16 protein-coding genes are annotated in these 16,655 nt (G+C 72.2%); 11 read left to right on the top strand and 5 right to left on the bottom strand.

The features are described from left to right. Positions 1 to 43: 43 nt before the first annotated feature. The 3 genes from QFW77_RS00435 to QFW77_RS00425 form a co-directional block, all read right to left on the bottom strand. Positions 44 to 1,249 carry an acetyl-CoA C-acyltransferase gene (locus QFW77_RS00435; protein ID WP_280572164.1) on the bottom strand — a complete coding sequence of 402 codons (1,206 nt, stop codon included), beginning with the start codon at positions 1,247 to 1,249 and terminating at the stop codon, positions 44 to 46. A 115-nt stretch (positions 1,250 to 1,364) separates the two neighbouring features. Next, positions 1,365 to 3,737 carry a 3-hydroxyacyl-CoA dehydrogenase/enoyl-CoA hydratase family protein gene (locus tag QFW77_RS00430; protein WP_280572163.1) on the bottom strand — a complete coding sequence of 791 codons (2,373 nt, stop codon included), beginning with the start codon at positions 3,735 to 3,737 and terminating at the stop codon, positions 1,365 to 1,367. A gap of 37 nt (positions 3,738 to 3,774) precedes the next feature. Then, positions 3,775 to 4,392 (bottom strand): TetR/AcrR family transcriptional regulator, encoded by a 618-nt coding sequence (locus QFW77_RS00425; RefSeq protein ID WP_280572162.1) that lies wholly within the window; start codon positions 4,390 to 4,392, stop codon positions 3,775 to 3,777. A 214-nt stretch (positions 4,393 to 4,606) separates the two neighbouring features. Between QFW77_RS00425 and ndk the strand changes: the two genes are divergently transcribed. From ndk to moeB, 10 genes are all read left to right on the top strand, one after another. Beyond that, the gene (gene ndk, locus QFW77_RS00420) at positions 4,607 to 5,032 is read left to right on the top strand and encodes a nucleoside-diphosphate kinase (RefSeq protein ID WP_280572161.1); all 426 of its coding nucleotides are present in this window, start codon (positions 4,607 to 4,609) and stop codon (positions 5,030 to 5,032) included. Positions 5,033 to 5,048: 16 nt separating this feature from the next. Continuing rightward, positions 5,049 to 6,281 carry a dual-specificity RNA methyltransferase RlmN gene (rlmN, locus tag QFW77_RS00415; protein WP_280572159.1) on the top strand — a complete coding sequence of 411 codons (1,233 nt, stop codon included), beginning with the start codon at positions 5,049 to 5,051 and terminating at the stop codon, positions 6,279 to 6,281. After that, positions 6,268 to 7,086 (top strand): type IV pilus biogenesis/stability protein PilW, encoded by an 819-nt coding sequence (locus QFW77_RS00410; protein WP_280572158.1) that lies wholly within the window; start codon positions 6,268 to 6,270, stop codon positions 7,084 to 7,086. The genes rlmN and QFW77_RS00410 overlap by 14 nt, the downstream gene beginning before the upstream one ends. Further along, complete coding sequence (locus tag QFW77_RS00405) at positions 7,083 to 7,919, top strand: helix-turn-helix domain-containing protein (RefSeq protein WP_280572157.1); 837 nt, start codon at positions 7,083 to 7,085, stop codon at positions 7,917 to 7,919. The genes QFW77_RS00410 and QFW77_RS00405 overlap by 4 nt, the downstream gene beginning before the upstream one ends. Positions 7,920 to 8,021: 102 nt before the next feature. Further along, positions 8,022 to 8,648, top strand: coding sequence for a YfgM family protein (locus QFW77_RS00400; protein ID WP_280572156.1), 627 nt, complete (start codon positions 8,022 to 8,024; stop codon positions 8,646 to 8,648). Next, the gene (gene bamB, locus QFW77_RS00395) at positions 8,648 to 9,847 is read left to right on the top strand and encodes an outer membrane protein assembly factor BamB (RefSeq protein ID WP_425603237.1); all 1,200 of its coding nucleotides are present in this window, start codon (positions 8,648 to 8,650) and stop codon (positions 9,845 to 9,847) included. Before QFW77_RS00400 ends, bamB begins: the two co-directional genes overlap by 1 nt. Before the next feature lie 28 nt (positions 9,848 to 9,875). Then, positions 9,876 to 11,291: a ribosome biogenesis GTPase Der gene (gene der / locus QFW77_RS00390; RefSeq protein ID WP_280572155.1), complete on the top strand. Its 1,416-nt coding sequence runs from the start codon at positions 9,876 to 9,878 to the stop codon at positions 11,289 to 11,291. 53 nt (positions 11,292 to 11,344) lie between these two features. Further along, positions 11,345 to 11,926 carry a molybdenum cofactor guanylyltransferase gene (gene mobA, locus QFW77_RS00385; RefSeq protein ID WP_280572154.1) on the top strand — a complete coding sequence of 194 codons (582 nt, stop codon included), beginning with the start codon at positions 11,345 to 11,347 and terminating at the stop codon, positions 11,924 to 11,926. Further along, positions 11,923 to 13,149: a molybdopterin molybdotransferase MoeA gene (locus QFW77_RS00380; protein WP_280572153.1), complete on the top strand. Its 1,227-nt coding sequence runs from the start codon at positions 11,923 to 11,925 to the stop codon at positions 13,147 to 13,149. The genes mobA and QFW77_RS00380 overlap by 4 nt, the downstream gene beginning before the upstream one ends. 125 nt (positions 13,150 to 13,274) lie before the next feature. Then, positions 13,275 to 14,408 carry a molybdopterin-synthase adenylyltransferase MoeB gene (gene moeB, locus QFW77_RS00375; protein ID WP_280572152.1) on the top strand — a complete coding sequence of 378 codons (1,134 nt, stop codon included), beginning with the start codon at positions 13,275 to 13,277 and terminating at the stop codon, positions 14,406 to 14,408. Between the two features lie 24 nt (positions 14,409 to 14,432). On the opposite strand, the gene QFW77_RS00370 is transcribed toward moeB, so the two are convergent. Beyond that, positions 14,433 to 15,203, bottom strand: coding sequence for an alpha/beta hydrolase (locus QFW77_RS00370; protein WP_280572151.1), 771 nt, complete (start codon positions 15,201 to 15,203; stop codon positions 14,433 to 14,435). A 1-nt stretch (position 15,204) separates the two neighbouring features. After that, the gene (locus QFW77_RS00365) at positions 15,205 to 15,519 is read right to left on the bottom strand and encodes a DUF1244 domain-containing protein (protein WP_280572150.1); all 315 of its coding nucleotides are present in this window, start codon (positions 15,517 to 15,519) and stop codon (positions 15,205 to 15,207) included. Between the two features lie 130 nt (positions 15,520 to 15,649). Here QFW77_RS00365 and folD point away from each other — a divergent pair, with 130 nt between their 5' ends. After that, entirely contained in the window at positions 15,650 to 16,537 is an 888-nt protein-coding gene (folD, locus tag QFW77_RS00360; protein WP_280572149.1) for a bifunctional methylenetetrahydrofolate dehydrogenase/methenyltetrahydrofolate cyclohydrolase FolD, read from the top strand. Positions 16,538 to 16,655: the final 118 nt, after the last annotated feature.

The following is a 16,655-nucleotide window of genomic DNA, read 5'->3' as shown; positions in this document are numbered from 1 at the left end:
GCGTCCACCACCGGGTGGGCGCGGCGCGGCGCGTCGTTCCGGCCTACAGCGCCTCGAACACGCCGGCGGCGCCCATGCCGGTGCCGATGCACATCGTCACCAGACCGTACTTCCGCCTGCGGCGGCGCAGCCCGTGGACGATGGTGGCGGTGCGCACCGCTCCGGTCGCCCCCAGCGGGTGCCCCAGCGCGATCGCGCCGCCGAGCGGGTTCACCTTGTCCGGGTCCAGCTCCGAGTCGCGGATCACCGCCAGCGCCTGCGCGGCGAAGGCCTCGTTGAGCTCGATCCAGTCGATCTGGTCCTTGCTCAGCCCGGCCTGCCTGAGCGCCTTCGGGATCGCCGCGATCGGGCCGATGCCCATCACCTCCGGCCGCACCCCCGCCACCGAGAAGCTGACGAAGCGCGCGAGCGGGGTCAGGCCGTAGTCCTTCAGCGCCTGCTCCGAGGCCAGCAGCACCGCACCGGCGCCGTCGCTCATCTGCGAGGAGTTGCCGGCGGTCACGGTGCCGCCGAACTGGCCGTTGCGGAACACCGGGCGCAGCCGCGCCAGGCCCTCGAGCGTGGAGTCCTCGCGGGGGCCCTCGTCGGTGTCGACCAGCCGGCGCCGCAGCTGCACGGTATTGCCGGCCAGGTCCGGGACCCGCGACATCACCTCGTAGGGGCTGATCTCGTCGGCGAACTCCCCGGCCTGGATGGCGGCGATGGCCTTGCGGTGCGAGGCCAGCGCGAACGCGTCCTGGTCCTCGCGCGACACCTTCCACTCCTCGGCGACCTTTTCCGCGGTGATGCCCATGCCGTAGGCGATGGCGACGTTCTCGTCGCCATCGAACACCCTGGGGCTGAGCGCCACCTTGTTGCCCATCATCGGCACCATGCTCATGCTCTCGGTGCCGCCGGCCAGCACCAGGTCGGCGTTGCCCAGGCGGATCTGGTCGGCGGCCAGCGCCACCGCCTGCAGACCCGACGAGCAGAAGCGGTTGATGGTCTGCGCGGCCACGGTGTCGGGCAGGCCAGCCAGCAGCACGCCGATGCGGGCCACGTTCATGCCTTGCTCGCCCTCGGGCATGGCGCAGCCGATCACCGCGTCCTCGATGCGGTCGAGTTCGATGCCCGGCGCCTGCGCGACCACGGACTTGAGGACATGCGCGAGCATGTCGTCGGGGCGGGTATTGCGGAACACGCCGCGCGGCGCCTTGCCGACCGGGGTGCGGGTGGCGGCGACGATGTAGGCGTCCTGGATCTGCTTCATTGCTTTCTCCGAAAGCGGTGATTCGTGATTGGTGATTGGTGATCGCAGAAGCGCGGTCCGTGGAGTGGCGGTCGTGCGACCAATCACCAGCCACGAATCACCAATTGCCACCTTGTCAGTTGCGCAGCGGCTTGCCCGTCTTCAGCATGTGGGCGATGCGCTCCTGGGTCTTGGGCATCTGCGCCAGGGCGACGAAGTGCTCGCGCTCGAGCCGCAGCAGCCACTCCTCGTCGACCGTGGCGCCGCGGTCGACCTCGCCGCCGCAGAGCACCGTCGCGATGCGGGTGGCGATCTCGTAGTCGTGCGGGGACACGAAGCGGCCCTCCAGCATGTTGACCAGCATCATCTTGAACGTGGCGATGCCCACGTCACCGGCCACCGGGATGGCGCGCGCCGGCAGCGGCGGCCGGTAGCCCGTCTCGGCCAGCGCCAGCGCCTGCCGCCGGGCGATGTGCAGCAGCTCGTGCGGATGGAGGACCACCGGATCGCCGGCGCGCAGCAGGCCAAGTTCCCTGGCCTCGATCGCCGACTTCGACACCTTGCCCATGGCCACCGTCTCGAACGCGGTCTTGAGTTCGGCGAACACGTCGCCGCCGGGCCCCGCGGCCCGTGCCGCGCGCACCGCCAGCTCCTTCAGGCCGCCGCCCGCGGGCAGCAGCCCGACCCCGGCCTCGACCAGGCCGATGTAGCTTTCCAGGCCCGCCACCGTGCGCGCCGCGTGCATCTGGAATTCGCAGCCGCCGCCGAGCGCCATGCCCCGCACGGCCGCGACCACCGGCACCAGCGCGTACTTGATGCGCTGGCTGGTGGCCTGGAAGTTGGCGACCATCGCCTCGAACGCGTCCACCTTGCCGGCCTGCAGCAGGCCGAGTGCACCGGCCAGGTCGGCGCCGGCGGAGAAGGGCTCCTTCGGCTGCCAGATCACCAGGGCGCGCAGGTCGCGTTCGGCGATTCCGACCGCTTCCTGCACGCCGTCCAGCACCTGGTCGCTGACGGTGTGCATCTTGGTCTTGAACGAGACCACGCCGACGCCGTCGCCGTCGGTCCACAGGCGCACGCCGTCGTTCTCGAACAGCGTCTCGCCCTCGGCGAACGATTCGCCGAGCAGCGGATCGGGGAAGCGCTGGCGCGCGTAGACCGGCAGGTCGGAGCGCGGGACCCGCGCATCGCGCGTGGGGCTGTAGCTGCCATCCGGACCGTGCACGCCGTCGCGGCCGTCGAGCACCCAGGCGGGCAGGGGCGCGTCGCTCATGGCCTTGCCGGCGGCGATGTCCTCGGTGATCCAGCCCGCTACCTGCCTCCAGCCGGCCGCCTGCCAGGTCTCGAACGGGCCGAGCGACCAGCCGTAGCCCCAGCGGATGGCGAGGTCGACGTCGCGCGCGGTCTCGGCGATGTCGGCCAGGTGGTAGGCGCTGTAGTGGAACAGGTCGCGGAACACCGCCCAGAGGAACCGCGCCTGCGGATGCTCGCTCGCACGCAGCTTCGCGAACTTCTCAGCGGGATCCCTGGTCCTGAGGATGTCGACCACCTCGTCGGCGGCCTTGCGATCGGCCGGGCGATAGTCCTGCTTCTCGGTATCCAGGACCAAGATGTCCTTGCCGACCTTGCGGAACACGCCGGCACCGGTCTTCTGGCCCAGCGCGCCCTTGGCCACCAGCGCCTCGAGCCATTTCGGCGACCGGAAGTGCGCGTGCCACGGATCGCCCGGCAGGGTATCGGCCATGGTCTTGATGACATGGGCCATGGTGTCGAGGCCGACCACGTCGGCGGTGCGATAGGTGGCCGACTTCGGCCGGCCGATCAGCGGCCCGGTCAGGGCGTCCACCTCGTCGAAGCCCAGCCCGGACTCGGCGGTGTGGTGCGCGGTGGCGAGGATCGAGAACACGCCGATGCGGTTGCCGATGAAGTTCGGCGTGTCCCTGGCGTAGACCACGCCCTTGCCCAGGGTGGTGGTGAGGAAGGTTTCCAGGCCTTGCAGTACGGCCTGGTCGGTGGCCGCTGCCGGGATCAGCTCGGCCAGGTGCATGTAGCGGGGCGGGTTGAAGAAGTGCACACCGCAGTACCGGTGGCGAAGTTCTTCGGGAAGAACGTCCGCCAAGGCATTGATTCCCAGGCCAGAGGTATTGCTGGCAAGCACCGCGTGCTCAGGCACGAACGGGGCGATTCTGCGGTACAGGTCCTGCTTCCAGTCCATCCGCTCGGCGATCGCCTCGATGATCAGGTCGCAGTCGCCGAGCAGTTCCAGGCCGGTGTCGTAGTTGGCCGGCACGATCGCCTCGGCCAGCGACCTGTCGGCCAGCGGGGCCGGGCTCAGCTTCGCCAGGTTGGCGATCGCGCGGGTCACCACGCCGTTGGGATCGCCTTCCTTCGCCGGGAGGTCGAACAGCACGGTGTCGATCCCGGCATTGGTGAGATGGGCGGCGATCTGCGCTCCCATCACGCCGGCACCGAGAACGGCGGCGCGCCGGACGAGCAGTTTCTCAGACATGCGCTGGAACTCCTTGATTTAAGAACAAATATTCGGATCAGGCCCGGAGGCCGGCGGCAGCGAAGCGGATCAGCTCGCTGGCGGCGCGGCGGCGATGGGCATCCTCGTCGGTGCCGTGTGGGCGCTTGATCAGGCCGAAATCGGCCATCGCATAGGTCAGTGCCCCGGCCAGGAAATCGAGCCGCCAGTACAGCTCCTCCTTCGACAGCCCGGGCAGGCAGGCACCGAGGGCGCGGGCGAATTCGCGCTGCACGTGGCCGTAGCGCTCGGACAGGAAGGCGCGCAGGCCGTCGTTCTTCTCGGCATAGGCTCTCGCGATCACCCGGATGAAGGCGCCGCCGCCGTGGCGGTCGCCGGCCAGCGCCAGGGCGGGCTCGACGAACGCCGCGAGCACCGGTTCCAGTTCGCCGGGCTGGCGCTCCCGCGCGCTGCGCAGCATCGACAGCCGCTGGGTGCTCATTTCGTCCATGCGCCGGCGGAACACCTCGTTGACCAGATTCTCCTTGCTGCCGAAGTGGTAGTTCACCGCGGCGATGTTGACGTCGGCACGGGTGGTGACCTGGCGCAGCGAGGTGCCGCTGAAGCCCTGCTGGGCGAACAGCTCCTCGGCGGCGCCGAGGATCCGCTCCTTGGTGGAGAACTGGGTGGCGGGCATGTCGCTCCGGGTCGGCTGAATCAAACGCTTGTTTGATGCTAGGCCGAATCCCGGCCGCGGTCAAACCCGGAGCGAGGCCGGACCCGGTTTCAAGGAGTCCCGGGAATCAGTTAGAATCCGTCCCAGCCAGTTCGGCTAAACCCGCGCCACATCGCGGGTTTTTCCATGTTAATCTGGGTCGCTCCATTGCGGCCCGCCTGACCGGAGACATCCCATGGCGCTGGAGCGCACCCTGTCGATCATCAAGCCCGATGCCGTTGCCAAGAACGTCATCGGCGAGATCTATTCCCGTTTCGAGAAGGCGGGCCTGCGCATCGTCGCGGCCAAGATGAAGCACCTGTCGCGCGAGGAGGCCGAGGGCTTCTATGCCGTGCATCGCGAGCGACCGTTCTTCGGCGCGCTGGTGGAATTCATGAGCAGTGGTCCGGTGATGATCCAGGCGCTGGAAGGCGAGGGCGCGATCGCCAGGAACCGAGACCTGATGGGCGCCACCAACCCGAAGGAGGCCGCGGCCGGTACCATTCGCGCCGATTTCGCCGAGTCCATCGACGCCAATGCCGTGCACGGCTCCGACGGCGCCGAAACCGCCGCGCAGGAGATCGCCTACTTCTTCGCCGACGACGAGATCTGCGCGCGCTGAGCGCGGAACCGCGATCATGAGCAGCCCCGGCCAGCAGCCGCGACCGTCGACCCCGGATGAACGCCCCGGGCGCGACCCAGCGGGCGCTTCGCGTCGCAACCTGCTCGAGCTCGATCGCGCGGGGCTGGAGCGCTTCTTCGTCGAAACCCTCGGCGAGAAGCGCTTCCGCGCCCACCAGGTGATGAAGTGGATCCACCACCGCCACGTCACCTCGTTCGACGACATGACCGACCTCGGCAAGGCGCTGCGCGCCAAGCTCGAGACCCATGCCGAGGTGCGGGTGCCGCAGGTGCAGTTCGAGAAGCCCTCGGCCGACGGCACCCACAAGTGGCTGCTGGCGATGGACGGCAGCAACGCCGTGGAGACGGTGTTCATTCCCGACAAGGGGCGCGGCACGCTGTGCGTGTCCTCGCAGGTCGGCTGCGCGCTGAACTGCCAGTTCTGCTCGACCGCCACCCAGGGCTTCAACCGCAACCTCTCGGTGGCCGAGATCGTCGGCCAGGTGTGGGTCGCGGCCAGGCACCTGGGCAACGTTCCGCATCGCGAGCGCAGGCTCACCAATGTGGTGATGATGGGAATGGGCGAGCCGCTGATGAACTTCGACAACGTGGTCGCGGCGATGAGCGTGATGCGCGACGACCTCGGCTACGGCCTGGCCAACAAGCGCGTCACCCTGTCGACCGCCGGCATGGTGCCGATGATCGACCGCCTCGGCGAGGAGAGCGACGTGTCGCTGGCGGTGTCGCTGCACGCCGCCGACGACGAATTGCGCAGCCGGCTGGTCCCGCTGAACCGCAAGTACCCGGTGGCCGAGCTGATGGCGGCTTGCGAGCGCTACGCGCGCCGGCGCCGCGGCAGCTCGATCACCTTCGAGTACACGCTGATGAAGGGCGTCAACGACCAGCCCGTCCACGCCCGGCAGCTGGCGCGGCTGATGCGCGCGTTCGGCAACGCGCTGCAGGCCAAGGACGCCGCCAAGGTCAATCTGATCCCGTTCAACCCGTTTCCGGGCACGCGCTTCGAGCGCTCGGCGGAGGCCGACATCCGCGCCTTCCAGCGGCTGCTGCTCGACGCCGGGGTGCTGACCATGGTCCGCCGCACCCGCGGCGACGACATCGATGCCGCCTGTGGGCAGCTCAAGGGGCAGGTCGCCGACCGGACCCGCCGCCAGGCCGAGTTCCGCAGGCACCTGGCGGAACACCAGGCCGAGCACCCGGCAGGGCGGGGCGGGGTCGATGCAGCGGCATAGCCTCGTCGCCGCGGCGCTCGTGCTGGCGCTGTCCAGCGCCGCCTGTTCGCGGCTGTCGTTCGTCAAGCCCAGCGCCAAGCGCGGCGATTCGGAGCAGATCGCGCCCCGCTACGAGTTCCGCGGGACCCCGGAGAGCCGCCAGCGTTCGGAGACCCGCCTGCAGGTGGCGCGGGCGGCCCGCGCCCTGCGCGGGGGCGAGGTGGACGCCGCGGAACGCGAGCTGCGTGCGGCCCTGGGCGACGACCCCGACAACATCGATGCGCTGACCATGCTGGCTGTGATCGAATCCTCGCGTGGCCGCCGGCAGCAGGCCGGCGAACTCTATGCACGCGTCGCCGGACTCGCCCCGCATCTGGGCGGCGCGCTGGAAAACTACGGCGCCTGGTTGTGCGCCAACGGCCGCCCGGCCGAAGGTATGGCGCACTTGGACCGCGCGATCGCGGCCCCGGGCTACCAGGACCGGGCCTCGGCCCTGGCCCATGCCGGCGCCTGCGCGGAGGCGGCAGGCCAGCCGGAGCGGGTCGAGCGCGACCTGCGCGCCGCCCTGCAGCTGCAGCCGGCCAACCCGACCGCGTTGTCAGCAATGGCGCAATACCAGTACCGTAGGGGCAGGTTCCTGGAAGCACGCGCGTTCTCGCAGCGCCGCCTCGCCGCGGCGCCCGCTACCGCGGAGGTTCTTCTAATCGCGTCACAGATCGAGGACAGACTCGGCGACACGGCCGCCGCCGAACGCTACCGTCAGCGCCTGGGGAGGGAGTTCCCGCAGGCGTTGTCAGCACAACCTGGGGAAAGCAGTCGACCATGACATCTGCAGCGAACGCAGGCATGCCCGAACAGGGGAGCGGCGATCGCCTGAGACAGGCGCGCGCCGATGCCGGCCTGAGCGTCGTCGAGGTGGCGGCCCGGATGCGGGTGCCGGTCCGCGTCGTCGAATCGCTCGAGGCCGAGGACTGGAGCCGGCTCGGGGCGCCGGTGTTCGTGCGCGGGCAACTGCGCAGCTATGCCCGGGCGCTCGGGCTGCCGGCCGACGCGCTGGCGGGGGTGCCGGCATCGGCACCGATCGAGCCGCCGCAACTGGCGCCGCGGACCTTCGTTTCGCCACTGCAGCGGTTCGCCGAGCAGGCTGCGCGGCGGCTGGTCTACGTGGTGATCACCGCGGCGATCGCGGTGCCGGTATGGATGGTGACCCGCCAGCATGTCGAGGTCGCGCAGCCAGAATCGGCCTCGCTCGACATCGTCCCCGGGGCGGAAAGCGATCTGACGGCGGCGCCGGCGGCTGCCGAACAGGCGCGGCAGCGGCACCAGCGCCCGTTCGTGGCGTCGATGACGCCGATCCAGAACCGCAAGCCCGCGCCGCAGCCCCCCGTCGGGGAACCGGCGCTGTCGCTGCGCTTCAGCGGCGACAGCTGGATCGAGATCCAGGCCGCCGACGGCAGTTCCGTGGAACAGGCGCTGGTCAAGGCCGGCGAGCGTCGCAGCTACGCCCCGGGGGAAGTCGGGCGGATCCTGCTCGGCAATGCCGACGCGGTCGAAGTGCGCCAGTACGGGCGCGTTCAGGATATGGCCCCCTATCAGCGAGCGAACGTCGCGCGCTTTACGGTATCCTCTGACGGTTCGCTCGCACCGGCGTCCGAGTGACCGCCCGGCACCACCCGCCACGCGGGTAGCGATACGCAGACACGGGCCCGCCAGGGCCCGTTCACATGACAGGCCCGCGCCCGGCGGCGGGCGAGAGACGGTATGGCGATCGAACTTCTGGACGAACACGAACAGGGCGAACGGGTCCGCGACTGGCTGCGCCGCAATGGCCTGGGCCTGGTGGCGGGCGTGGCGGTGGGCCTGGCGATCATCGGCGGGTGGCAGTGGTGGCAACGCCAGCAGCTGGCCGAACGGATGCAGGCCGGCGAGCGCTACCAGGCGGCACTGGCGAGCCTGCGCGCGGGCGACCTGGAGCAGGGCGCCAGCCAGGCCGCCGCGCTGCGCGATGGCCCCTACGCAACGCTGGTCGTGCTGGACCTGGCGAAGGCCCAGCTCGAGGCCGGCGACCGCGATGCCGCGATCGCGACCCTGGAGCAGGGCGCGGGCGCCGACCCGGTCTTCGAGGCGGTGCGCCGCCAGCGTCTGGCGCGGCTGCTGATCGATGCCGACCGCGCCGGGGAGGCGGTGGAGCTGCTGGCCGGTACCGAAGACGTCGCCGGCCTGGAGGTCCTCGGCGACGCCAGCTTCGCCATGGACCGCCGCGAGGAGGCGCGCGAAGCCTATCTCGGGGCGCTGCGCCAGCTCGACGCCAATGCCCCGCAGCGCCGCCTGCTCGAACTCAAGCTCACCCAAGCCGGCGGCACGCCGCCCCAGCCCGAGACCATTTGATGAAGCCAGCCAACACCCCGTCGCGTTCCCCGATGCTGCGCGCCGTCATCGCGCTGTCGTGCGTGCTCGCCGTCTCCGGCTGCAGCACCGTCCGCGGCTGGTTCGACGGCGACGACGACGAGGTCAACACCACCGAGCCGGCCGAACTGACCGATTTCGCGCCCTCGGCGAGCGTCGACCGCCTCTGGACCGCCGGGGTCGGCAAGGGCGAGCGGCGCATCGGCGCCAGGCAGTCGCCGGCCGTGGCCGGGGGGCGGGTCTACGCGGCAGCGCTGACCGGGGGCGTGCACGCCTTCGACCTGCAGAGCGGCGCCGCGGTGTGGCACCACGAATCCGAGCTGCCGCTGTCGGGCGGCCCCGGCGTCGGCGAGGGGCTGGTGGTGGCCGGCAGCCTGGAGGGCGACGTGCTGGCGCTGGATGCCCAGAGCGGTGCCGAGCGCTGGCGGGCCGAGGTGGGCAACGAGGTGATCGCTGCCCCCGCGATCGGCCAGGGCGTGGTGGTCGTGCGCTCCAACGACGGCCGGGTCAGCGCCTTCGACGCCACCAACGGCGAGCGCCTGTGGTTCTGGGTGCGCGATCTGCCGGCGCTGACCGTGCGCGGCAACGATGCGCCGGTACTCGGACCTGGCTACGTATTCGTCGGCAACGACGACGGCACGGTGATCGCGCTGGGCCTGAACGACGGCAGGCCGATCTGGGAGCAGGCCGTCGGCCAGCCGGACGGGCGCACCGACCTCGAGCGCATGGCCGACGTGGACGGCAGCCCGGTGCTGGACGACGTGGTGCTTTACGCCAGCAGCTACAAGGGGCAGACGATGGCGATCGAGGCGCCCAGCGGACGCCCGCTGTGGAGCAGCGACCACGGCGGCTCCGGACGCGTCGGCGTCGCCACGGATCGCTTGGTGGTGGCCGATCCGGCCGGTACGGTATGGGCGCTGGACAAGAACGGCGGCACCGTGCTGTGGCAGCAGGACGCGCTCGCCCGCCGCGACCTGAGCTCGGCGGCCGTACACGACGGATACGCCGTGGTCGGCGACTTCGACGGCTACCTGCACTGGCTGCGCCTCGAGAACGGCGAACTGGCCGCGCGCACCCGCGCCGGCCGCGCCGCGATCAAGGGCGCGCCGGTGGTGGCCGATGGGGTCCTGGTCGTGCAGACGGTCGAGGGCGATCTCAGCGCCTACCGCGTGGGGCAGTAGCTCCCGCTGCGGCGGCCGGCGACCTCCGATGCTCCCAATCGTCGCCCTGGTGGGCCGCCCGAACGTCGGCAAGTCCACGCTGTTCAACGCGCTGACCCGCGGCCGCGACGCGCTGGTGCACGACCAGCCCGGCGTGACCCGCGACCGGCACTACGGGGTGTGCCGGCTGCAGCCGGAGCGCCCGTTCGTGCTGGTCGACACCGGCGGCATCGCCGGCGAGCACACCCATCTGGAGACCGGCGGCCTGGCCGGCGCCACGGCGCGGCAGGCGCGCGCCGCGGCCGAGGAGGCCGATCTGGTGCTGTTCGTGGTCGACGGCCGCGAAGGTCCCTCGGCGGTGGACGACGAGCTGATGCGCTGGCTGCGCAAGCGCGACCGCCCGGTGCTGCTGGTGGTCAACAAGACCGACGGCATCGACAGCCGGGCGGCGATGGCGGAGTTCGCCCGCTTCGGGTTCGACGAGGCGCTGCCGGTGTCCTCGGCGCACCGGCAGGGCCTGGACGTGCTGCTCGACGACGTTCTCGAGCGCCTGCCGGGCGGCCGCGCGACCGACGAACCCGAAGAGGATCCCGACCGGATCCGGGTCGCCTTCATCGGCCGTCCCAACGTCGGCAAGTCGACCCTGGTCAATCGCCTGCTCGGCGAGGAGCGGATGATCGCTTCCGAGGTGCCGGGGACCACCCGCGACGCGATCGCGGTGGACCTGGACCGCGACGGCCGCCGCTACCGGCTGATCGATACCGCCGGCATCCGCCGCCGCGCCAGGGTCGAGGAAGCGGTGGAGAAGTTCTCGGTGATCAAGACCCTGCAGGCGATCGAGCAGTGTCAGGTCGCGGTGGTGTTGCTCGACGCCAGCGAGGGCGTCACCGACCAGGACGCCAGCGTGCTCGGCGCGGTACTCGACGCCGGCCGCGCGCTGGTGCTCGCGGTCAACAAGTGGGACGGGCTGAGCGGCTACCAGCGCGAGCAGACCGAGGCCCTGCTGTCGCGCAAGATGGTGTTCGTGCAGTGGGCCGAAGCGGTGCGGATCAGCGCCCTGCACGGGTCCGGCCTGCGCGAGCTGTTCCGCGCGATCCACCGCGCCCACGGCTCGGCGACCCGCGAATTCGGTACCTCCGAGGTCACCCGCGCGCTGGAGGCCGCGTACACCGCCAGCCCGCCGCCGGCGGTGCGCGGCCACGTCCCCAAGCTGCGCTTCGCCCACCCCGGCGGCAGCAACCCGCCGACCTTCGTGGTCTTCGGCTCGCGCCTGCGCACCCTGTCCGAGAGCTACCGCCGCTACCTCGAGAACTTCTTCCGCAAGCGCTTCAAGCTGGTGGGCACGCCGGTGCGGTTCGTGTTCAAGGAGACCGAGAACCCGTACAAGGACCGCAAGAACGTGCTCACCGAGCGCCAGGTCGAGAAGCGCCGCAGGCTCATCCGGCACGTCAAGCGCGGCAAGTGAACCCGGCGAGCGCGCCGTTCGCGCCGCCGCGCGCCGGCGGCTACGATGCAGCGATGGTCGCAGCCCCGATCGTGCGCGCGTTCGATGTCGGCATCCTCGCCGGCGGGCGCGGCTCGCGCCTGGGCGGCGCCGACAAGGCCTGGCTGCGGCGCGATGGGGTCGCCCAGGTGGAGCGCCTGGCGGCGGCGTTCTCCGGGGCGGGCAGGGTGCTGGTGAGCGCCAACCGCGAGCCGCAGCGCTATGCCGGCCTCGGTCTGCCGGTGGTGCCCGACCGCTTCGCCGACGCCGGTCCGCTCGGCGGCCTGGAGGCGCTGGCCGGCGCCTGCGCGGTCGACTGGCTGCTGACCGTACCGGTGGACGCGGTGCGGTTGCCCGAGCGGCTGGCGGAACGCCTGTTCGCCTGCGGCGAGCGCGGCGCCTGGGTGGTCGACGACGACGGCCCGCAGCCGCTGGTCGCGCTGTGGCCGCTGGCCCGGCTGCGCCCCGCGCTCGGCGCGGCCTTGCGCTCCCACGAGCGTGCCGTGCATGCGCTGCAGCGGCGCATCGGCATGACGCCGCTGCGCCTGCCCGGCGCGCGGCTGGGCAATCTCAACACCCCCGCCGACCTGGCCGCGGCCGGGGTGCGGCTGCCGTGAGCGACTACCCCACCCGGATCGCCTGGGCCGAGGCCTGCGCCCTCGTCGACGCCGTGGCGGCGGCGCGGCTGCTCCCGGCCGAGTGCATCGCCCTGCAGCGCGCCCACGGCCGGGTCCTGGCCGAACCGGTGCTGGCGACGCTCGCGCAGCCCCCCTTCGACAACGCCGCGATGGATGGATTCGCGCTGCGCCATGCCGACCTGGCGGGCGGTGGCGCAGCGCTGCTGCGCCTGGCCGGGGAGCGCTTCGCAGGCGCGGGCACGGAGCTCCGGATCGGCCCGGGGGAGTGCGCGCGGATCACCACCGGGGCGCCGCTGCCGGGCGGCGCCGACACCGTGGCGATGAAGGAGCACACCGGCATCGAGGAAGGCGACAGGATCCGCCTGCTCGAAGTCCCCGCCCGCGGCCGCCACGTGCGCCGTGCCGGCGAGGACGCCCGGCCCGGAGACCTCCTGGCCCGGGCCGGCGACGTCCTGACCCCGTCGCGGATCGCACTGTGCGCGGCGCAGGGGCTGGCCGAACTGCCGGTGCGGCGGGCGCCGACCGTGGCGGTGTTCACCACCGGCGACGAGCTGGTCGAGCCGGGACTGCCGCTGCGCCCGGGGCAGATCTACAACTCCAACCGCGAGCAGCTGATCGGCCTGATGCGCGGCGCCGGGCTCGACCCGGTCGCCTGGCCGACGCTGCCGGACACGCCCCAGCAGGTCGAATCGGCGCTACGCCACGCCGGCCACGCCTTCGACCTGGTGGTCACCTGCGGCGGCGTCTCGGCGGGGGAGAAGGACCACCTGCCGGCGCTGCTGGGCGAACAGGGGCGAATCGTGTTCTGGAAGGTGCGGATGAAGCCCGGGATGCCGGTGCTGCTGGCCGAAGGCGGGCGCCTCGGCGACGCGCTGTTCCTGTGCCTGCCCGGCAACCCGGTCTCGGTGCTGGCGACCTGGCTGGCGCTCGGGCGGCGGCTGGTCGAGGGCCTGCAGGGGCGCGGCCCACGGCCGCGGCTGCATGCACGGCTGGCCGCCCCCTGGCACAAGCGGCACGAGCGCCTCGAATTCCTGCGCGGGCGGCTGCAGGGCGGCGAGGACGGTGTGCTGCGGGTATTGCCGAACCCCGCCGACGGCTCGCACCGCATGCGCGCCGCGGCCGATTCGGATGCGCTGATCGTGCTGGGCGAGGGCGCCCGCGACTATCCGGCCGAGAGCGTGGTCGAGGTCTTCCCCTACTGAGCGGTAGCGCGGCGCCTGCCCGGCCTGCCGAATCGCGCGGGGTCGGCGGGTTCCGCCCGGCCGGGTCGCCGGATGGACCGCAGCGTTGCGTTGGGGCGCCGCCGGAACGCGCGATAATTCGCCGTATGGACATCCCCGAGATCCCCCCGCACGAAGCCCTGCGGCGCGTGGCCGCCGGCGTGCGCCTGATCGACGTGCGCGAGGACCACGAGCGCGCCGCGGGCATGGCCGAGGGCGCCGTGGGCGTGGATCGCGGCGCCCTCGAGCGCGATCCCGGCCGCCACGTTTCCGCTCTCGACGCGCCGCTGATGCTGATCTGCCAGGCGGGCGGACGCTCGCTGCGGGCGGCCCGCGCGCTGGCCGCGCAGGGCTACTCCGATGTCGCCTCGGTGGCCGGCGGCACCGGCGCCTGGCAGGCGCAGGGGCTGCCGATGACGCCGCCCCGGGCCGACCACGACGCGGACCTGCACGAGCGCTACTCGCGCCATCTGCGCCTGCCCGAAGTGGGGCTCGAGGGCCAGCGGCGCCTGCAGCGGGCGCGGGTGCTGCTGATCGGCGCCGGCGGCCTGGGCTCGCCAGCGGCCTACTATCTAGCCGCGGCCGGGGTCGGCACCCTGCGGCTCGCCGACGACGACCGCGTCGAGCGCAGCAATCTGCAGCGCCAGATCCTGCACACCGATGCTCGCATCGGCACCCCCAAGGTGATCTCCGCCGCCGCGACCCTGTCCGCGCTCAATCCGCGCACCACCATCGAGGCGGTGGCCGAGCGGGTCACCAGCGCGAACGTGGAACGGCTGCTCGAGGGCGTCGACCTGGTCGTCGACGGCGCCGACAACCTGCCGGCGCGCTATCTGCTCAACGACGCCTGCGTGAAGCTCGGCAAGCCGCTGGTGTACGGCGCGGTGCACCGCTTCGAGGGCCAGGCCAGCGTGTTCGACGCCGGCCGCCGGCGCGGCGGGGCGCCGTGCTACCGCTGCCTGTTCCCCGAACCGCCGCCGCCGGAGGCGGCGCCCAGCTGCGCGGAGGCCGGCGTGCTCGGCGTGCTGCCGGGGGTGATCGGGCTGATCCAGGCCACCGAGGCGATCAAGCTGCTGCTCGGCCTCGGCACCTCTCTCAGCGGCCGCCTGCTGCACTTCGACGCGCTGGCGATGCGTTTCCGCGAGACCCGGCTCGGCCCGGATCCCGACTGCCCGCTGTGCGCGCCGGGGCGCGCGTTTCCCGGCTACATCGACTACGCGGCCTTTTGCGCCGGCGATTGATTCCGGCGCCGGCGCGCTCCTCCCTCAGCGCAGGAAATCCGAGATCGCCTCGCCGTAGCCCGGCTGAAGGTGGATGTCGTTGTGCCCGGCGTTCGGGAAGTCGCGCACCTCGGGCCGGCGCGGCAGGGCGGCGACCAGCCGGTCCGCGTGCCGCGGCGGCACCACCGTGTCGGCGCCGGCGCGCAGCACCAGCAGCGGCCCGTCGTGGCGACGCAGCGGCGGGATCGCCTCGTAGCGCTCGCGCAGCAGCCAGCGCACCGGCAGCCACGGGTAGTGGCCCCGCGCCACCTCCACCATGCTGTCGAACGGCGTCACCAGCACCAGCCGCTCGACCTCGCGGTGCGCGGCCACGTGGGCGGCGACGGCGCTGCCGAGGCTGCGGCCGATCACCGCGATGCGCCCGTCGGGATGGCGCGCGCGCACCAGATCGAAGAGCGCCAGCGCGTCGCCCAGCAATGCCGTCTCGCCAGGCGTGCCGTCACTGGCGCCATAGCCGCGGTAGGCGGGCAGGTAGCCGGTGCGCGCCGGCAGCCAGCGCGCCAGATCCTCGCGGTTGTCCTCGACGCGTTCGGCGTTGCCGCCGAAATACAGCACCGCATCGGCGTGCCCGGGGTTGGCGATCCAGCCGCGCAGCACGGCGTCGCCGCGGTCGATCGCGAAGTCGGTGCCCGCCGCATCGCTGCGGGTGAACTGCGGGTAGTACACCAGGCTGCGCTGCTGCAGGTACAGCAGCGCACAGACGGCCGCGTAGGCGAGGGCGGCGATGCCCAGCAGCGCCAGCGCCGTCTTCGCCACCTCAGCCGTCCTGCGGGTGCGCGCGCCGCGCCGCCTCGAATGCCGCCAGCTGTTCCGCCGAGGCCGGTCTCTGGTGCTCGGCCTTCCACTCGGCGAAGGGCCTGCCGTAGACCGCGGCGCGGGCCTCGTCTCGGCTCATCTCCACCCCCAGCCCGGCGGCGGCGTCGCGATACCAGTCGGCCAGGCAGTTGCGGCAGAACCCGGCCAGGATCATCAGGTCGATGTTCTGCACGTCCGGCCGCTCCCGCATCAGGTGGGCGAGCAGGCGGCGGAATGTCGCGGCTTCGATTTCGGTGGTCTGCGGGGTGCTGGTCATCTGCGCGCCGGGGCGACGGCCGCCCCGTGTCTCCCTTCGAACGAGCCGCGAGCATCGCGCGCGAAGCGCAACGCTGCAAGGCCGGAGCGGAATCGGGGACAATGCATCTCCCGCAACCCGTCGCCGCACCATGACCGATCCCGCTCCGCAACCGGCCCGCATCCTCGATGGCAGGCGCATCGCCGATGCGCTGCTGGACGAACTGCGGGTGCGGGTCGACGCGCGCGTGGCCGGCGGCCGCTCGCGCCCCGGCCTGGCGGTGGTGCTGGTGGGCCAGGACCCCGCCTCGCAGTCCTACGTGCGCAACAAGCGCCGCGCGGCGGAGAAGGTCGGCATCCGCGCCCTCGACTTCGACCTGCCCGCCGGCACCGGCGAGGACCAGCTGCTGGCGCTGATCGACCGTCTCAACGCCGACCCGGCGGTGCATGGGATCCTGGTGCAGCTGCCCCTGCCGGGCATCCCCGACGCGACCCGCCTGATCCACCGCATCGACCCGCGCAAGGACGTCGATGGGTTCCACCCCGAGAACGTCGGTCACCTGGCGCTGCGCCAGTTCGGCCTGCGCCCGTGCACCCCGCGTGGCATCACCACGCTGCTGGCGTGGACCGACCGTCCGGTGCGCGGCCAGAGCGCGACCATCGTGGGCGTCAGCAATCACGTCGGCCGGCCGATGGCGCTGGAACTGCTGATCGCCGGGTGCACCGTGACCAGCTGCCACAAGTTCACGCCTGCCGAGGTGCTGCGGCGCCACGTCGGCGAGGCCGACATCCTGGTGGTGGCGGCCGGCCGGCCGGCACTGATCCCGGGCGAATGGGTCAAGCCCGGCGCGGTGGTGATCGACGTCGGCATCAACCGCCTCGACGACGGCCGCCTGGTGGGCGATGTCGGTTTCGCCGCGGCCGCGCAGCGGGCCAGCTGGATCACCCCGGTGCCCGGCGGCGTCGGCCCGATGACGGTGGCCACCCTGATGCAGAACACCTTCGAGGCCGCCGAGGCCGCGGACGGCCTGCAGGGGTAGGTGAGCCTTCGCGAGCGCGGCCACTATTTTCGCAGAATCGGACGACGCGCCAGCCAGGGTTGAGTCGGAGACCCCGGGGGCCGCGGCCCGCGAACCGTCCAGGCGGCCTGCCGGGCGG

The sequence above is a fragment of the Luteimonas endophytica genome, assembly GCF_029887875.1.
Classification (GTDB): Bacteria; Pseudomonadota; Gammaproteobacteria; order Xanthomonadales; family Xanthomonadaceae; genus Luteimonas; species Luteimonas endophytica.
This window is presented reverse-complemented; position numbering and strand designations above follow the sequence as displayed.